11 protein-coding genes are annotated in these 18,968 nt (G+C 51.1%); 4 read left to right on the top strand and 7 right to left on the bottom strand.

Translation table 11 applies throughout. The features are described from left to right. Window positions 1–8: 8 nt before the first annotated feature. Window positions 9–2,249, bottom strand: a complete 2,241-nt coding sequence (gene bglX / locus KFE80_00670) for a beta-glucosidase BglX (protein ID UTW45478.1) — start codon at window positions 2,247–2,249, stop codon at window positions 9–11. Window positions 2,250–2,561: 312 nt separating this feature from the next. On the opposite strand from bglX, the gene KFE80_00665 reads away from it, so the two are divergent. Further along, the gene (locus KFE80_00665) at window positions 2,562–4,010 is read left to right on the top strand and encodes an MFS transporter (protein ID UTW45477.1); all 1,449 of its coding nucleotides are present in this window, start codon (window positions 2,562–2,564) and stop codon (window positions 4,008–4,010) included. Window positions 4,011–4,064: 54 nt separating this feature from the next. Here the strand turns inward: KFE80_00665 and KFE80_00660 are convergent, their stop codons facing one another. The 6 genes from KFE80_00660 to zwf all read right to left on the bottom strand — a co-directional run bounded on the left by KFE80_00660 (window position 4,065) and on the right by zwf (window position 15,103). Further along, entirely contained in the window at window positions 4,065–5,495 is a 1,431-nt protein-coding gene (locus KFE80_00660; GenBank protein ID UTW46565.1) for an FAD-dependent oxidoreductase, read from the bottom strand. A 31-nt stretch (window positions 5,496–5,526) separates the two neighbouring features. Beyond that, window positions 5,527–9,978: a glutamate synthase large subunit gene (gene gltB, locus KFE80_00655; protein ID UTW45476.1), complete on the bottom strand. Its 4,452-nt coding sequence runs from the start codon at window positions 9,976–9,978 to the stop codon at window positions 5,527–5,529. Between the two features lie 496 nt (window positions 9,979–10,474). After that, on the bottom strand, window positions 10,475–11,101 hold the full coding sequence (gene eda, locus KFE80_00650; protein UTW45475.1) for a bifunctional 4-hydroxy-2-oxoglutarate aldolase/2-dehydro-3-deoxy-phosphogluconate aldolase: 627 nt from the start codon (window positions 11,099–11,101) through the stop codon (window positions 10,475–10,477). Between the two features lie 12 nt (window positions 11,102–11,113). Then, a complete protein-coding gene (edd, locus tag KFE80_00645) occupies window positions 11,114–12,922 on the bottom strand; it encodes a phosphogluconate dehydratase (GenBank protein ID UTW45474.1) in 1,809 nt (602 codons plus the stop codon). Continuing rightward, window positions 12,919–13,653, bottom strand: a complete 735-nt coding sequence (gene pgl, locus KFE80_00640; GenBank protein ID UTW45473.1) for a 6-phosphogluconolactonase — start codon at window positions 13,651–13,653, stop codon at window positions 12,919–12,921. Before pgl ends, edd begins: the two co-directional genes overlap by 4 nt. A 1-nt stretch (window position 13,654) precedes the next feature. After that, window positions 13,655–15,103 (bottom strand): glucose-6-phosphate dehydrogenase, encoded by a 1,449-nt coding sequence (gene zwf, locus KFE80_00635; protein UTW46564.1) that lies wholly within the window; start codon window positions 15,101–15,103, stop codon window positions 13,655–13,657. 173 nt (window positions 15,104–15,276) lie between these two features. Here zwf and hexR point away from each other — a divergent pair, with 173 nt between their 5' ends. From hexR to pgi, 3 genes are all read left to right on the top strand, one after another. Continuing rightward, complete coding sequence (gene hexR, locus KFE80_00630; GenBank protein ID UTW45472.1) at window positions 15,277–16,131, top strand: transcriptional regulator HexR; 855 nt, start codon at window positions 15,277–15,279, stop codon at window positions 16,129–16,131. Between the two features lie 100 nt (window positions 16,132–16,231). Further along, a complete protein-coding gene (gap, locus tag KFE80_00625) occupies window positions 16,232–17,233 on the top strand; it encodes a type I glyceraldehyde-3-phosphate dehydrogenase (protein ID UTW45471.1) in 1,002 nt (333 codons plus the stop codon). Window positions 17,234–17,340: 107 nt separating this feature from the next. Then, window positions 17,341–18,951, top strand: a complete 1,611-nt coding sequence (gene pgi, locus KFE80_00620; GenBank protein UTW45470.1) for a glucose-6-phosphate isomerase — start codon at window positions 17,341–17,343, stop codon at window positions 18,949–18,951. The last annotated feature ends 17 nt before the right edge of the window (window positions 18,952–18,968 follow it).

Below are 18,968 nucleotides of genomic sequence, written 5' to 3'. Positions count from 1 at the left end.
CACCTCTCTCATTGATCATCGTAAATCTCAAACTCAGTCTGAAGGTGCGCATTTGAATCACCACCAACCCAGGCATGAAAAGCCCCTGGCTCGGTTTTCAATGTCATGTCTCTTCCGTAAAAGGCCAAATCGCTTGTATTCAGTTTAAAAACTACAACCTTGCTCTCTCCTGGAGAGAGTTGAACCCGCTGAAAGCCCTTTAACTCTTTGACTGGTCGCGTGACGCTACCCACAAGATCACGCACATACAACTGCACAACTTCTTCAGCAACGTATTGGCCTGCGTTAGTCACCCGAGCTGTGATTTCCACATCACATTCCAAAGAAACTCTATTCTCAGAAACACCTATATCTGCATACTCGAAGTGGCTGTAGGACAACCCGAAACCAAATGGAAACTGCGGTCGATAGTCAACATCGAGATGGAAAGAGGTCATCCCCAAAGAAGTCTGGCCGGGTCGACTCGGAATATCTGCCATCGACAAGCAACTTTCCTCAGAAGTCGGCCTTCCAGTTCTTTTGTGGGAGTAGTACATGGGGATTTGACCAACTGACCTGGGGAAACTCACCGGCAGCTTTGCCGACGGCACCTGCTTACCAAACAGAAGATCCGCAATAGCTGGCCCACCCATCGTTCCCGGGTGCCAGGCGTACAGAATAGCGTCCGCACTGTCTACAACACTACCCAGTGTCAGCGGACGCCCTGCTATCACTACCACTATTAATGGTTTACCCAATTCCCCCAGCGCTCTTATCAGTTCTTCCTGCCTTCCTGGAAGGCTGATATCTGCCCGGGAATGGGCTTCCCCTGACATAAAAGATTCTTCGCCCACAACGGCTATTACCGCGTCAGACCCGGCAGCCACTTCAAGTGCATCAGAAAAGCCTTGCTGGCCATCTGAGCGAGTGGTTTCCATGGCTTTGCAGTAGTTAACTGTCACTTCCCCGGAAAGCAGTTCTTCCATGGCTTGTTTACAGGTAATACTGTGTTGCGCTTCACCATCAAATACCCAGGTGCCCAGTTGCTCATAGCCGTCATCAGCCAACGGGCCAATCAGCGCAACAGACTCCAAAACAGAGGCAGACAAAGGTAAAACCTGATGTTGATTTTTGAGTAATACACAGCTCTTTACAGCAGCAGCTTTGGCTTTCTGCAGGTTTTCCAAATTCAGTAATGGCGGGTAGTCAGAAGTTGACGTATAAGGATTTTCGAACAGCCCGAGCTTGAACTTGAGGGTCAATATTCGAGCAACCATAGTGTCGATCTGCTCAATATTAATCCTACCTTCGTCCACAAGCTGTTTGAGGTGATGGCGGTATGCTGAACTGGCCATTTCCATATCGACACCTGCATTAGCCGCCTCGTAAGCAGATTCTCTGTCGTCATGGGTAAAGCCGTGAACACTGAGCTCTATCACTGAGTCCCAATCGCTAACCACTAGCCCCTGGTACCCCCATTCCTTGCGCAGAACCTCATCCAGCAGCCAGCTGTTTCCTGTCGCCGGAACTCCGTTCAAATCGCAGAATGCGGTCATAAACGTAGCAACACCTGTGTCAGCCAGTTTTTTAAAGGGCTGCAAATACACATTGCGCAGCTCGTTTTCTGGAACATTAGCTGTGTTGTAGTCCTTCCCGGCTTCTGCAGCACCATAAGCGGCAAAGTGTTTTGCGCAGGCAGCAATGGCACCGTTCTCATCGAGATTTTTACCTTGGAATCCCTCTACCATCGCGGCGCCTAACTCGGCGCAAAGATAAGGGTCTTCTCCTAAAGATTCGGCAATTCTCCCCCAGCGAGGGTCACGACTGATATCAATCATGGGGGCAAATGTCCAATTAACATCGTTGGAGGCTGCTTCCAAGGCACTGATATGGCAGGCCTGCTTAATCTCGTCAGGGTCCCAGCTCGCCGCCAAGCCTAAAGGTATAGGGAAAATAGTTTTGTAGCCGTGTATAACATCGCGGCCAATCAACAAGGGAATACCCAAGCGGGTTTCTTCAACACTGATGCGCTGCAACTCATTAACTACATTCACATCGACTTCGTTGAGCACCGAACCAACCTGGCCTTCACGAATTGCATTAGATAGATAGTCGGGAATGTGACCACAACCAGCTTGTAACTGACTCATTTGGCCAATTTTTTCATCCAGGCTCATACCCTGAATCAGATCACAGACTTTACTTTCGACGGTTTGTGGAATATCGCCTCCTTGGCTATATTGATCTTCCAACGGGTTGCAATCAAACATACGCCACTTCTTCTCTTTTATAATCGGTAGTTATTAGACAGTCGAACTCAGTGTAAAACTACGCACTTGAGACAATGTAGACAATTCAAATGGGACGGGGTGGATCACGGTTGAGATAACTTGGACAAATAAGCGGCACAGCTTTATCGAACAGAAAAATCTGTATCGACTGTAACCTACGAACTGCCTGACATACAGCCTCACCAAGGCCAGCTTGTCCCATCGCAAGCTCCATTCAACGCATTAACATATTTTTGCAGCATCATCCCGGATAGGCTTGATGCAAAGTCACAAAAATATTCCCTAAAAACGATGACTGACCAACACTACGAAACTGCCCCTGAGGATCGCATACCGCTTGTTAAAAAGCTGGTATATGGTGCTGGGGCGTTTGTAAATAACCTGTTGGCTGCCGCCATTGGTGGAATGACTATTGTGCTGAATTTAGGATTGGGTATGAACCCGGCATTGGTGGGTCTTTTGGGTGCCCTGCCGCGACTTACCGATGCGATCACCGACCCACTCATGGGTTACATCTCAGACAATACAAAATCAAAGTGGGGACGCAGGCGGCCTTATATATTTTGGGGTGCCATTGCTGCCGGTATTATTTTCGCCCTTTTGTGGCAGCTACCTGAAGGGAAAAATGAGTCTTACTATTTCTGGTTTTTCCTCACTGGATCTTTCATCTTCTACCTGGCCTATACGGTTTTCGCTACGCCCTGGGTAGCCCTTGGCTACGAGTTAACACCGGACTATCACGAACGAACCCGGTTGATGGCGGTGCAAAACTTTATGGGGCAAATGGCTTATTTAATTGCCCCCTGGTTCCTATTTTTTATGCAGCTGGAGTGGTTTGGCGGCATGGTCAACGGGGCCGGCTGGCTAGCCATTATTATCGCGGCTTTCACCATTTTTGTTGGCGTGTTGCCGGCAATTTTTTTGAAAGAAGTCCACAGAAAACGTCCGCCGCCACAACGCACAGAAATCGGCAGTAACAACAAAAGTCAATTTGAAGAGTTTCCAACAGGCATAAAAGGATTTTTTACAGGCTTTGTCGCCACCATAAAATTTAAACCGTTTCTCTATCTGTGCGCTGCTACCTTCCTGGTTTTTAATGGTTTTATGCTGGTTTCATCCTTCCAGTTTTATGTGATCATTTATTACGTTTTTGGTGGCGACCAAGAACTGGGAGCACAGTATGCAGGTTGGGCTGGTACGCTGTCGGCAATCTCTACATTTTGCGTTATTTTTATTGTCAGCTGGATGTCTTCCAGAATCGGCAAACGCAATACCTTCTATGTGGCTATCGGCATTTCTGTGGTCGGCTATGGTCTGAAGTGGCTGTGTTATTCACCCGCCACACCATGGCTGTTACTGCTGCCAACACCACTGATGGCATTTGGTCTCGGCGGGTTATTCACGTTAATGGGTTCCATGATCGCCGATGTCTGCGACATGGATGAACTGGAAACCAAACAACGCCGGGAAGGCATGTTTGGTTCCATTTACTGGTGGGTGGTGAAGCTGGGCATGGCTGCGGCCATCGCTATCGGCGGCTTTTTACTCAATGCCACCGGCTTTGACGTGGCTCTTGAGGGTAATCAAAGTGAACAAACTATCTTCCTGATGCGGTTGTTCGATGTACTGATTCCCATGTTCGCCTCACTACTGGCGATCTGGGCAGTTAGCCGCTATCCAATCACCGAGCAAAAAGCTCATGAGATACGCCTGCAACTGGAGGCAAGCCGCTCTGGCTGATCACACTTCAAGTCTTACACCTCTAACTTAGACCTCTAAACTCACACCTCTAACTTATACCTCTAAGTAATCCATAATCCCCCGCGCCGCCTGGCGCCCTTCCCAGATGGCGGTTACCACCAGATCCGAGCCCCGTACCATATCGCCACCGGCGAAAATTTTTGGATTGCCGGTCTGGAATGGCAGTTCCTGATGTTCCGGGGCAACCACACAGTCGCCGTCGTCCAGCTTGATGTCGAAGTCTGCAAACCAGGGCGCCGGACTGGGCCGGAAGCCAAAGGCCACCAGCACCGCTTCGGCAGGGATAATTTGTTCACTGCAAGGTACCGTTTCCGGGCGGCGGCGACCACTGGCATCCGGCTCACCCATGCGGGTTTCCACCAATTTGACGCCTTCTACCCGGCCGTCGCCAATAATCTCAACTGGCTGGCGGTTAAACAAGAAATGTACGCCTTCTTCTATTGCGTTTTCTACTTCCTTGCGGGAACCGGGCATATTTTCCCGGTCGCGACGGTAGGCACAGGTCACCTTGTCGGCCCCCTGGCGGATGGAGGTGCGGTTGCAGTCCATGGCAGTATCACCGCCCCCCAGCACCACCACTCTTTTGCCTTCAAGATTAATATAGGGACTGTCCCCTTGTTCCATACCCAGGTTGTTTTTCACATTACCCACCAGAAACGGCAGCGCCGGATACACACCGGGCAGGTCTTCGCCAGGCAAACCGCCTTTCATAGAGGTGTAAGTGCCCATGCCCAGGAATACGGCATCATGATCATCCATTAGCTGTTGAAATGGGATGTCTTTGCCGATTTCAGTGTTGAGATGAAATTCAATACCCATACCTTCAAACAGTTCCCGACGTTTCACCATCACGGATTTTTCCAGCTTGAACTCGGGAATACCAAAGGTCAGCAAACCACCGATCTCCGGATAGCGGTCAAATACCACCGCTTGAATGCCATTGCGTGCCAACACATCCGCACAGGCCAAACCCGCTGGGCCAGCGCCGACAATGGCCACTTTTTTGTCGACAGGCTTTACTTGCGAGAGATCCGGTTTCCAGCCCATATCCAGGGCCGTATCGGTAATGTATTTTTCAACATTACCAATGGTAACCGCACCAAAACCGTCGTTAAGAGTGCAATCACCTTCACATAAGCGATCTTGCGGACACACTCGCCCACAAACTTCTGGCAATGAATTGGTCTGGTGACACAACTCCACCGCTTCGGCAATATTGCCGTCACTCACCAACTTCAACCAGTTGGGTATGTAGTTGTGCACCGGGCACTTCCACTCACAGTAAGGGTTACCGCAATCCAGGCAACGGTGAGACTGCTGCGCCGCTTGTTCAGCTTCGAATACGTCGTAAATTTCCACGTATTTGGCGCGGCGAACCTCTACCGGCTTTTTCACCGGGTCTTCTCTCGGCACTTCCACAAACTGAAAGTCGTTGTTGTCGAAAGATGGCTTGTGTACAGGTATTTTTACTGGCTTGTTCACTGACTGACCCCTCTTATTCGCCGCGTTGCTGGTAGCTGGACAACAAGCCTTCCAGGTTGGCGGCTTTTGGTTTCACCAACCAGAATTTGGAGCGGTAGTCCTCAAAGTTTTCAACGATCTCACGGGCATAAGCGCTATCGGTTTCCACCACTTGCTCGCGAATCAGCTGCTTGAGCAGGGTACGATAAGCTTGGGCACCCTCGTTGGAGATACGGGTAATGTCCACAGAATCCATATTGATGCGATCCATCATGTTGCGCTCCATATCGAGCACAAAGGCAAAACCACCGGTCATACCAGCACCAAAGTTGTGACCCACTTTGCCGAGCACCACAACCACGCCACCGGTCATGTATTCACAACAGTGGTCCCCTGCCCCTTCAATCACCGCAACAGCGCCGGAGTTTCGCACGCCAAAACGCTCACCGGCGGTACCGGATGCATACAGCCGTCCGTCGGTTGCACCGTAAAGGCAGGTATTGCCCATAATGGGGGCCAGCTGAGTAGAGAACTGACTGCCCTCCGCCGGGCAAAGCACAATCTTGCCACCGGCCATGCCTTTACCAACGTAGTCGTTGGCATCCCCTTTCAGGTACAGCTCCAGGCCCGGTGCATTCCAAACGCCAAGTGATAACCCGGCAATGCCGCTGAGATGCAATTTCAGTGGTTTGGGTATGCCCTCGGCACCGTGGCAGCGAGCAATTTCACCGGACAATTTGGCTCCGATGGAGCGGTCACCGTTATTAACTTGATAGTGGAACTCACCGCCTTCGCCGCTGTGAATGGCGTCCCGAGTGTCGTTGAGTATGCGCTCGGCCAGTTCGGCTTTATCAAAGGGCTGATTGCGCTCCAACATACAGTAGCGCGGCTTGCTATCCAGGTAGGCATCAGTGTGAACAATCGGGTCCAGTTGCAGGTGCCGCTGTTTATCCGTTTCCCCCGGCAGGGTTTCCAGCAAATCCACACGGCCAATCAAATCCTGAAGGGTGCTCACCCCCAACTGTGCCATCAACTCGCGTACCTCTTCCGCCACCCCCAAGAAGAAGTTCATCACCATTTGCACAGTGCCTTCGAAGTGCTTGTCACGCAGGTGCTTATCCTGTGTGGCGACGCCGGTGGCGCAGTTATTGAGGTGACAAATACGCAGGTACTTACAGCCCAGCGCCACCATAGGCGCAGTGCCAAAACCAAAACTTTCGGCGCCCAAAATCGCGGCTTTTACCACGTCGAGGCCAGTTTTCAGGCCACCATCTGTTTGCAATCGCACCTTGTCTCTCAGGTTGTTGGCCTGCAAGGTTTGGTGGGCTTCGGCCAATCCCAGCTCCCAGGGCGAGCCCGCATAACGGATGGAAGTAATGGGGCTGGCACCAGTGCCGCCATCGTGGCCGGAAATAGTGATCAGATCCGCATAGGTTTTCGCCACGCCCGCAGCGATGGTGCCCACCCCGGGGCGAGACACCAGTTTTACCGACACCAGTGCCGTAGGATTGACCTGTTTGAGGTCAAAAATCAGCTGAGCCAGGTCTTCGATGGAGTAAATATCGTGGTGCGGCGGTGGCGATATCAAAGTTACCCCCGGCACCGAATGACGCAGACGAGCAATCAAATCATTGACCTTATGACCGGGCAACTGACCGCCCTCACCGGGTTTTGCCCCCTGTGCTATTTTGATCTGTAAAACGTCCGCATTCACCAGATAGTGGGGAGTGACACCAAAACGACCAGAGGCAATCTGTTTGATGCGCGACACTTTTTCGGTGTTAAAGCGCACCGGGTCTTCGCCGCCCTCACCGGAGTTGGAGCGCCCACCCAGGCGATTCATGGCCACCGCCAATGCTTCATGAGCTTCCGGGGAAAGCGCCCCTAAAGACATGGCAGCGGAGTCAAAGCAGCGAACAATATTCTCTACCGGCTCCACTGCGTCGATGGAAATTGAATGGTGCCCCGGTTTGAGCTTAAGCATATCCCGCAGTGCCAGTGTGGGGCGATTGTTAATCAGCGCCGCATAGGGCTTCCAATGCTCCTGACCACCATTGCGCACTGCATTTTGCAGGGCTTTCACCACATCCGGGTCATAGGCGTGCTGCTCCTGACCATAGACAAATTTGTGCAGGCCACCGGGCTCCAGCTTGCGGGTAATCTGCCAGGCGCGACGGGCGTGGGCGCTCTGATCTTTTTCCAAATCTTCAAAGGTGGCACCGGCAATGCGGCTGGTGGTCTGCGGGAAACACAGTTCCACCACTTCTTTCGACAGGCCAATCACCTCAAACAATTGTGCCCCACGATAGGAAGCCAGGGTTGAGATGCCCATTTTGGAGATGATCTTCAAAAGCCCCTGATTGATGCCTTTGCGATACTGCTTGAACGCTTTGTTGACGCTGCAGGAAAGTTCGTCGCTGCAGCTCAAATCATAGAGGGTGTGATAGCTCAAATAAGGGTAAACCAGTGAGGCACCAACACCGATCAACGTGGCAATCTGGTGAGCATCACGAGCCTGTCCGGTACTGGCAATAATATTGGAATCGCACCGCAGGCCGGTATTGATCAAATGGTTGTGCACGGCCCCCACTGCCAACAGAATGTGTATAGGCTGGTAACCGGGGCGAATGCTGTGGTCGGATAAAATGCACGACAACACGCCGTCACGCACTTTCTGCTCCACGTCTAGGCACAGGTCTTTAATGGCCTGCTCCAGGTTTTTCTGTGACGGGTCGTAGTTAAGGTCAAACTTTTGCGCCTGGAAATCCGGGTGCTCATTGTGCTTCAAGGCGAAGTATTTGCGCGGCGACAACACCGGGCTGTTGATATTGATGCGTATGCCGTGTTCTGGGGTCTCTGCAAACAGATTGTGCTCACGCCCTGCCACAGTACCCAGGGACATGACGGTGACCTCTCGCAGAGAGTCAATAGGCGGATTAGTCACCTGTGCAAACTGTTGGCGGAAGTAATCAAATAAACCTCGGTGTTTGCTCGACAACACAGCGATAGGCGTATCGTCACCCATAGAACCCACCGCCTCTTTGCCGCCCTCCGCCAGGGGCCGCATCACTTGCTGACGCTCTTCCATGGAGAGATTAAACATCTTCATGTAAGTGCGAATCTGGTCCGGCTCCAGAGTGCCTTCCAGCTCAATGCTTTCGTCTTCCATAGTGGATTCAAGGCGGGTCATTCCCGCCCGCAACCACTTTTTATAAGGGTTTCGTGAAGCCAAGCCGTGCTCTACATCGTCTCGGTGGAAAATACGCCCAGTGTGGGTATCCACTGACAGAATATCTCCTGGCCCCAAGCGCCCCTTGGATACCACATCCTCCGGGGCCACTGCACAAACCCCCATTTCGGAAGCTACAACCAAATGATCGTCGCGAGTCAACGTCCAGCGCGAAGGGCGCAAACCGTTTCGATCCAACGTACAAATAGCGTAGCGGCCGTCGGTGAGTACCAGGCCCGCAGGACCGTCCCAAGGCTCCATATGCATGGCGGTGTACTCGTAGTAGGCGCGCACTTCCGGATCGCGATCCTCCACGTTGTGCCAGGCCGGTGGCACCAGCAGGCGTACCGCTTTGTGCATATCCATGCCGCCCACTACCAGCAGTTCCAGCATGTTGTCCAGGCTAAAGGAATCGGAACCAGAACTGCTCACCAATTCACCGACATCCAGTAAATCCGGCAACAGTGGCGAAGCAAACTTGCTGCGTCGCGCACGTGCCCAGGCGCGATTGCCTTCGATAGTATTGATTTCACCGTTGTGGGCCAACATGCGGAACGGCTGGGCCAGAGACCAACGGGGTAAGGTGTTGGTGGAGAAGCGTTGGTGGAATACGCAAATACCGGTTTCCAGGCGACTATCCGCCAGATCCAGATAAAACTTCGACAGATCCACCGGCATCATCAGACCTTTATAGCCCAAAACACCGCTGGACAGGCTGACCACGTGAAAGTCTTCGTCTCCCGCCAAGCGGTTCTCAGCACGGCGACGAGCAATCATCAGGCGGGCTTCAAAATTGGCTTTATCCAACTCCTCACTGGCCACGAATAGCTGCTCAATAGCGGGCAAACATTCCAGGGCGATTTCCCCCAGACAGCTTTCGTCCACCGGCACATGGCGCCAGCCTACAACCTTTAATCCTTGGGCTAGAATTTCTTCTGCCAGCACCGCTTTGGCACTGTCTCGCTGCACTTCTTCCTGGCTCAGCATAATGGCGCCCACCGCATACACTGAGGGCAATTCCACCGCAAAGTGACTGCGGGCAATATTGCGCAGGAAGCTGTCGGGCTTTTGCATCAGCAGCCCGCAGCCATCACCGGTTTTTCCGTCTGGAGCGATACCGCCGCGATGGGTCATGCAGGCCAGAGCACCAATAGCCTGCTGTAAAAGACCATGGCTCGGCACACCACGCAGGTGGGCGATCAGGCCAAAACCGCAGCTGTCCTTGAACTCATCCAGACGATATAAACCTTTAGACACAGCAACTTTACCCGTCATATTTACTTTTGCCCCCAAATGACTCTTGACGCATGGCTGGGTAGAAAACCCTCAAAGATCACAGTATTTAAAACGTATAAACCTAGTGACATATTTCCCCCAAGTCGCAGCCCTGTGGTCAGATCCAAAGCCCTGAAAAAGGTAATGACTTAAAAATCGACCATCTGATAACGCAGGCTTTGCGTGAAGTTAGCGTGCAAAATTGAGCGCTAATTAACGTCTAAGCCAAAACCAGCATATTAAATATAAAATCAATTTTTATAAATACAAAACCGAATATTACAGGAAGACCGCATATTCGTCACTACGAAGCAAGTCGCCAGCTGCAGATACCAACTAAGATAAAGGCGACACTGAAGCCAATACTGCCGCAATAGCGCAAGATCCTGGCAATTTGAAAGAACTCTTTAGCAGCACAGCATCAGAGTTTTGTTGGCTAGAAATCAAAGGTTGAAGCAAAGCAGATCAAATACACTGGCTACTGAGATATCTGCAGTAGCGTATCCCTGGCCTCCCGCTCTATGCTCTGCCAGTCCATTTCTGCGACAGCGTTTCTCGGAGCCATCCATGAGCCGCCAACACAAGCCACGTTTGGCAAGGCAAGAAACTCGACAAAGTTATCCCTGCTCAGGCCACCAGTGGGGCAAAAAGAGACATTGGGCAGAGGTGAAGCCAGAGACTTCAACAGCTGTATACCGCCCACAGCCACAGCCGGGAACAGCTTAAAGCAGTCCAGATCCAACTCTGTACCACGCATGACCTCTGACGCAGTAGCGACCCCAGGCAGTAAAGGAATATTTAAAGCATCCGCTTTTTTTACCAGCACTTCGGTAATACCCGGGCTCACTAAAAAATCCGCACCGGCATCAGCAGCAAGCTGGGCATGGTCCGGACTGATTACTGTGCCAGCCGATACTCCCAACTCTGGCAGTGCCTGCTTAACCCGGGAGATAGCCGCTGCCGCACTGGGCGTTCGCAGGGTAATCTCTACCGCTTTAATTCCACCATTGGATAAGGCTCGACAGAGATCCACTGCAACGCCTTCGTCTTCAATAATTAGAACGGGCAGCACCTTAATGTCGGATAGTTTTCTGACAAGTGTCATAAAAATTCGACCTCAGCTATTTAAGGACGAGGCACCACTACTGGCCTCCCCCACTGTTCGGCGAAAAGCGGCAAACAGGTTGCGGCCCAAATTTTGGGTTTCCCTTGGGGCAACAACAGGCTTTCTAACCGCTAAATCGGCATCACTTAAAGCCACCTCCAGAATTCCACGCTCCGCATCCAGAGTGATCACATCGCCATCTTTTAATAATGAGATAGGCCCTTGATCCACCGCCTCTGGAGAAAGGTGGATGGCGGCAGGCACTTTGCCCGACGCGCCAGACATACGACCATCGGTAACCAGTGCCACTTTATGGCCACGATCCTGCAATAAGCCTAAGTAAGGGGTCAGCTTGTGCAGTTCAGGCATACCATTGGCTCTAGGCCCCTGAAAACGAACCACTGCAACCAAGTCGCCCTCCAGTTCGCCAGCGTCAAAAGCGGTTTTAATGTCGTCCTGAGCATGAAAAATCCGGCAGGGAGCGGAGACGACCCGGTGCTCCGGTTTTACCGCAGAAACCTTGATTACCGACTCGCCCAAGTTGCCTTTGAGCACACGCAAGCCACCTTCTTTGTCGAACGGTTCAGCAGCACTTGTCAATACATCCGGCAGACGGGACTCAAGCACTGGCTGGTGCCATATAACACGGCCATTGTCTGATAATTGGGGCGCCAGCTCGAAGCTGTCCAAGCCATCACCCATCAGGGAATGCACGTTCTCATTCAGCAAACCGGCAGCGCGGAGCTCGCGCACCAGAAAAGCCATACCACCAGCCCGCTGAAAGGCGTTAATGTCCGCTTCACCATTGGGGTAAACACGGGCTAACAATGGCACGACTCGAGACAGCTCATCAAAGTCCTGCCAGCGCAAATCAATACCAGCAGCAGCAGCAATAGCCACCAAATGCAAGGTGTGGTTAGTAGAGCCCCCGGTAGCCAACAAGGCCACTACTGCATTCACCAGAGACTCTTCACTGACGGTTTCACACAAGGGTTTAATACCACTGGTCGAGTCGGCAGCTGCAATCACTTTAAACACCGACTCAGTAGTCAGCGCACTGCGCATGGGGTCTTCCGGGCTCACAAAAGAGCTGCCTGGCAGCTGTACACCCAACATTTCCATCAGCACTTGATTGCTATTAGCCGTGCCGTAAAACGTACAAGTACCTGGGCTGTGGTAGGAGGCAGATTCTGCCTCTAACAATTCTTCGCGAGAGGCTTTGCCTTCGGCAAAACGCTGGCGTACAGCGGCTTTTTCTTTGTTGGGAATACCAGACGGCATTGGGCCTGCAGGTACAAATGCCGTTGGAAGATGGCCGAACTGCAACGCACCAATCATCATGCCGGGGACAATTTTGTCACATACCCCCAGGCACAACACCCCGTCAAACAGATTGTGGCTAAGGCTCACTGCAGTTGCCATAGCGACCACGTCGCGACTGAACAGGCTCAACTCCATACCCGGCTGCCCCTGGGTGACACCATCACACATAGCGGGAACACCACCGGCCACTTGGGCACTGCTACCCACCTCACGAGCCACTTTTTTGATTTGCTCTGGATAATCCAACAACGGCTGGTGAGCTGACAGCATATCGTTGTAGGAGGTAACAATACCCAGGTTGGCACTGTTCATCAGGCGAATCGTTTGCTTGTCTTCCTCACTGCAGGCAGCATAACCGTGAGCCAAATTGCCACAGGAGAGGCGCTTCTTTGGTGGGTTATCCCGTAGCGCCTGAGCCATGGCAGACAGGTAGTTCGCCCTACCTTGGCGACTGCGTTGGCGAATACGCGCTGTTACCTGCTCAACAACCGGATTCATTCGCCACCCCTTGTATAGAAAACATTGACCGGCACCTTATCCTGCTGCAGAACAGCAGAGACTGGATAAGTGCCTCGGCTTGCTGCGCCCAGTGCTTTTTGGAAAATTTGCCACTTGCTGGCACCCTCAAAGTGCAATGCCAGAAATCGAGTGTTGAGAATGGCTGGCAGAGTCAATGTCATGCGACCATGCACCGCCATCGGCGGCCTGGTGGCCAAACAAATACGCTGACTATGCATATCGAGAGCATCCGCCAGATTGTCAGCACCAGGAAAAAATGAGGCCGTATGGCCATCAACACCCATTCCCAAAACCACGGCATCAAATGGCAACGGCAGCTCGCGCAGGCTTTGCTCTAACTCATCTTCTCCCTCAAAGGGAGTCTCGCCACGATTTTTCAGTGCTATAAAACGAGCTTTTTGTGCTTTATGACGCAACAAATTCTCTGCCACCAAACGAGCGTTGGAATCACTGTGCTGAGGCTCCACCCAGCGTTCGTCCACCAGAGTAACCACTACCTTTTCCCAGGGGAGCTGGTGGCTGGAAAGCACCCGAAAAAAGACTTTTGGGGTACTGCCCCCAGAAACCGCCAAGCTGGCTACACCGTGTTTATCAATACCTTGACGTAGCTGACAAGCCACTGTCGACGCCAGCTGTTCCGCTAATTGCTCTGAGTTGGAATAATCGTTCAGGGAGATCGAACCTGTATTCACTTCTTGCTGTTGAAGCATCTTAGAATTCCTCATACCACTGTCGATCGTCTTTCGCCAATAATGCGATGGCAGCAGTCGGCCCCCAGCTACCAGCCGTATACTGCGCCACTTTTTGACCAACTTCTTGCCAAGCATCACGAATACCATCCACCCAACACCAAGCGGCTTCCACTTCGTCAGAACGCACGAACAAAGTCGGATTGGCATTAATCACATCCAACAGCAAACGTTCGTAAGCACTGACACCCTGATTGCCTTCAAAGACATCGGAAAAAAACAAATCTAAAGCTACGGACTGCAGAGGTATGCCCTTCTTCAGGCCGGGAACTTTGCTCATCAGGCTCAATTGAATGCCGTCATCTGGCTGCAAACGAATGATTAAGCGATTCGGGGCACTGGCGGAGTTGCCAAATATTGAGTGCGGGATTTCCTTGTACTGAATAACAATTTCCGAATAGCGCACCGGCAGTCGTTTTCCAGTACGCAAATAAAAAGGCACACCGGCCCAGCGCCAGTTATCTACTTCAGCCTTCAAAGCAATGAACGTTTCAGTATCGGAATTGCTCATTGCCCCCTCTTCACTCTCATACCCAGGCACAGGCGCACCATCTACAGCACCGGCCACATACTGGCCACGCACAACCGACTCTTTGATCGTGTTGGCGGTAATGGGCTTGAGACACCTCAATACCTTAAGTTTTTCGTCCCTCACCGCATCTGCTGCCAAGTGAGCTGGCGGTTCCATCGCGGTCAAACAGAGCAGTTGTAACAGGTGGTTTTGCACCATATCCCTCATCGCCCCCGCCTCGTCGTAAAAACCCCAGCGCCCTTCCACACCAACGGTTTCGGCTACGGTGATCTGGATATGATCAATAAAATTGTTGTTCCACAAAGGCTCAAACAAAGCGTTTGCGAAGCGCAAGGCAAGTAGATTTTGAACGGCTTCTTTACCCAAGTAGTGGTCGATTCGATAAACCTGGCTCTCATCAAAGATTTCGGTGAGCTGGCTATTGATTTCCAAGAAGGAATCGCGATCATCACCCAGCGGTTTCTCCACCACAATACGGGTGGCCGGCCGATTCATCCCAACCGCAGCCATGGCTTGGCAGATAGGCGCAAAAATATTGGGCGGCGTCGCCAAATACACCATCAATTCACGCTGTTCATCTTCAAAATACTGATGCTTGAGTGCACGGATATCCTTTACAGCGGTGGCATCGGCATATACCAGCTGCAAACGGCTCGTAAAGCCCTGCCAAACATTTGTATCAACATCGCCATTACGACAGATACCCTGACGTACCGCACTTAGGAACTCCTCTTCGGGAAGCTCTCTTCTGGCCACCCCGAAAATTCGCAGCCCATCAGGTAATTTATCGTTCTTATGGAGTAGGTAGAGAGACGGATAGAGCTTGCGATACGCCAAATCGCCTACGCCGCCAAAAATCAATACATCACAAGGCACAATGCCACCTCAACACTTAACTTGGTTACAAACTACAGCTCACAATCACAAAAAACAATGATTAATGTAATTAAATTACATTTTTGATCGCTTAGCTTTCACACCGACCACAATGAACGTATCATGGCAACACTGCCATCAAGCCAAGCTGGCAACCAAGAAAAAGGCCTGACTCAATGAACCTGCTGTCGCTACTGAAAAGCCCAAACCTTCATCTCAGCAAATCGGAGCGCAAAGTTTGCAATGCTGTACTGGTTTCTCCAGAAGAGACCATACACACCCCTATCGCCTTAATAGCCAAACAAGCCAAGGTGAGCGAACCCACCGTTAATCGTTTCTGTCACCGCCTTGGCTGCAAGGGATACCCCGACTTCAAGGTAAAGCTGGCCAAAGAGCTTTCCAGCGGACAACCCCTAATGACCCGTGACGTAGAAGCATCAGATAGCCTTGACACCCTGACAGAAAAAATCTTTGAATCCACTCGCGCTACCCTTCACAGCACCCAGTCTTCTATAGACACCCACACCCTGGAAATGGCCGTCAACGCTTTGGCGCAAGCCAAATGTATCGCGTTTTTCGGGCTAGGCGCTTCTGGCTCTGTCGCCATGGATGCGCAGCACAAATTTTTCCGCTTTAACACTCCGGTAATTATCCATACAGATATCCTTAACCAGCGTATGAGTTGTGCCGCAATGGGGCAACAGGACGTGGTGGTTTTTATCTCATATACAGGGCGCACTACCGCAATCATCGACAATGCAGCAGTTGCCAAAGAGGCTGGAGCTACTGTAATTGGCATTACCGACGCCAAATCCTTGCTTGCTGAGCAGTGCGATATTGTCCTACCTGTGGACACCCCAGAGGATACGGATCTCTACACGCCCATGACATCGCGCATTAACCACCTGGTACTGATCGATGTACTGGCAACAGCCGTGGCGGTAAAACGAGGCCCACAGTTTTCCAACCACCTAAAGAAAATCAAAGACTCATTGATTAATACCCGCAAACACAAGCAGACCACCAATTAATTTACTTACATTTTTCATAGTTCAATGAAATTTTTTGGTTGATTTTGTAATTTAATTACAGAATACTCTCCCCGCTAACCAATTCTTGGGGAGGTATTCAATGATCAGGGTTGCCATCAATGGCTTTGGCCGCATCGGCCGAAATGTACTCCGAGCCTGCTATGAAGGTGGCTACTGCGATCGCATTCAGATTGTCGCCATTAATGACCTGGGCTCCCCGGAGGTAAATGCCCATCTATTGCGTCACGACACCGTACATGGTGACTTTGGCCCCAGTATTGCGGTTACCAAGCAAGGGCTTTTAGTTGACGGTGACACTATTCAGGTATTTGCTAAACGTGACCCCGCAGAGCTTCCTTGGGAAGACCTGCAAATTGACGTGGCGATGGAATGCACGGGATTGTTCACAAAACGTGCCGATGCCAGCAAGCATCTGGCTGCTGGCGCCAAGCGCGTACTGGTTTCTGCTCCAGGTACAGATCTGGATGCAACTATCGTACATGGCGTCAATCACCATATTCTGTCAAAGAAGCATCGGCTTATATCCAATGCGTCCTGCACCACTAACTGCCTCGCCCCTATTGCACAAGTATTGCACAACACGGTGGGTATTGAGTCTGGACTGGCTAACACCGTTCACGCCTATACTAATGACCAAGTGCTGAACGATACTTACCACACTGACTTACGACGCGCCCGTTCTGCCACCCAATCAATGATTCCTTCAAAAACCGGGGCCGCTGCGGCTATAGGTGAAGTCATTCCAGAGCTATGTGGCAAGCTGGACGGCTTGTCCGTAAGGGTGCCGGTCATCAATACTTCGCTACTTGACCTCACTTTTAAGGCCAGCAAAACAACTTCTGTAGAAGAAATAAACCGCTCTGTTGAAGAAGCCGTTTGCGGGGAGATTGGCTCTGTTTTGACAATCAACGATTTGCCATTGGTGTCCAGTGACTTTAACCACAATCCCGCATCTTCCATATTCGACAAGACACAAACCAAAGTAATTGCAGATCAAGTAAAAATCCTTGCCTGGTACGACAACGAATGGGGTTTCTCCAATCGCATGCTCGACAATGCTCTGGTTATCGGTACGCTGTAAATCCGGTGTCATCCTTTTCGGGTTTATGCCATGCTGTAACAAATTTTCTACCTATGATCAGGTAGTATTGAGGCATAAACTCCTTTTCTTTTGGCCATGATAAATCGATGAATAACAACTCAAGTTTCGACCCTTCTGCTACCCTTCAATGGCAACAGCTTCAGCAACAAGCCGCAGATAGCAGCAGTATCCATATTGCCGATTTACTTGCCAACGAATCAGATCGCGCAAATCGACTGCGCGTAAGCTGGGAAAATTTCTACTTCGATTACGCCAAAAGTCTGATCAACTCAAAGACACTGAATACTCTGTTTGCATTAGCCGAAGTCTCCCCACTGAAACAAAGAATGGAGGCCATGGTCAGCGGTGAGGCTATTAACTGTTCAGAGGATCGCCCGGTACTTCACTGCGCCTTACGCGCCCCAGAGAGCTTTGACTTTAAAGTAGACGGCAACGGCGTAAGCGAATTGGTGGGTGACGGCTTACAAAGCATCCAGGCATTCAGCGAAAAAATTCGTGACAAGCAGTGGCTAGGTAGTACAGGAAAAGCATTGACTGATGTTATCAACATTGGTATCGGAGGTTCTGACCTAGGGCCAAAAATGACATGCCAAGCCTTGCAGCAATTTGCACACAAAGATATTCGCTGTCATTTCATTTCAAACGTAGATGGGGCAGAAATTTTCAGCCTGCTGGAAACACTCAACCCCGAAACTACCTTGATCATTATTGTTAGCAAAACCTTTACCACTCAGGAGACCCTACTCAATGCCAAAACTGCATTAGCCTGGTTGGGAGAAAAGCTGGAACTGGATAAACCACAAAGCTCCAGCCACGTTATTGGTATTACCGCCAACCGAGACAATTGTTTGAAGTACGGCATTCCCACGAACCAAATTGTGGAGTTTGGCAACTGGGTCGGCGGCCGCTACTCTTTATGGAGTGGCGTTGGTCTGACCATTGCCATCACCATCGGCTACGACCGTTTTGTGGAGTTCCTGAACGGCGCCAAAGCCATGGATCAACATTTTTTTAAAAGCGATTTCGAAAAAAACATACCGGTTATTTTGGCATTGTTGAATATCTGGTACAGCAACTTCCTTAACGCACAATCCACAGCAGTGATTCCGTACTGCGAACGCCTGCACTTTTTACCGGTCTACCTACAACAGCTGGAAATGGAAAGTAACGGCAAATCGGTGCGACAAGATGGCCAAGCGGTGACCTACAACACCGGGGGTATTATCTGGGGCCAGCCTGGTTCCAACAGTCAGCACGCATTTTTTCAGCTACTGCACCAAGGCACCCATTTAATACCGGTACAATTTATTGGCGCGGCCAATGATGAATTGAGCAACCCGGAACATCACAACATCTTGCTTCAGAATATGTTGGCCCAAGGCGCAGCTCTGATGAAGGGGCAATCCGACCCCAGCGGCACTGGCCATGCTAAATACCCGGGCAATCGCCCTTCCACAACTTTAATAATGGATCAGCTCACGCCTTTTAACCTGGGGGCATTAATCGCTCTTTATGAGCACAAAGTGTTTGCCGAAGGCGTTATCTGGGGCATCAATTCCTTTGATCAGTGGGGCGTAGAATTGGGCAAAAAAATCGCCAAACAATTGGCCAACGACGATGCGACAACCGAATGGGACCCATCAACAGAGTGTTTGATTGAGGCACTGAGCGGCTTTGGGGGGTTGCCTCACAAATAGTCCGCCCGATTCTGATG

The organism is bacterium SCSIO 12696 (genome assembly GCA_024397955.1).
Classification (GTDB): domain Bacteria; phylum Pseudomonadota; class Gammaproteobacteria; order Pseudomonadales; family Porticoccaceae; genus SCSIO-12696.
This window is presented reverse-complemented; position numbering and strand designations above follow the sequence as displayed.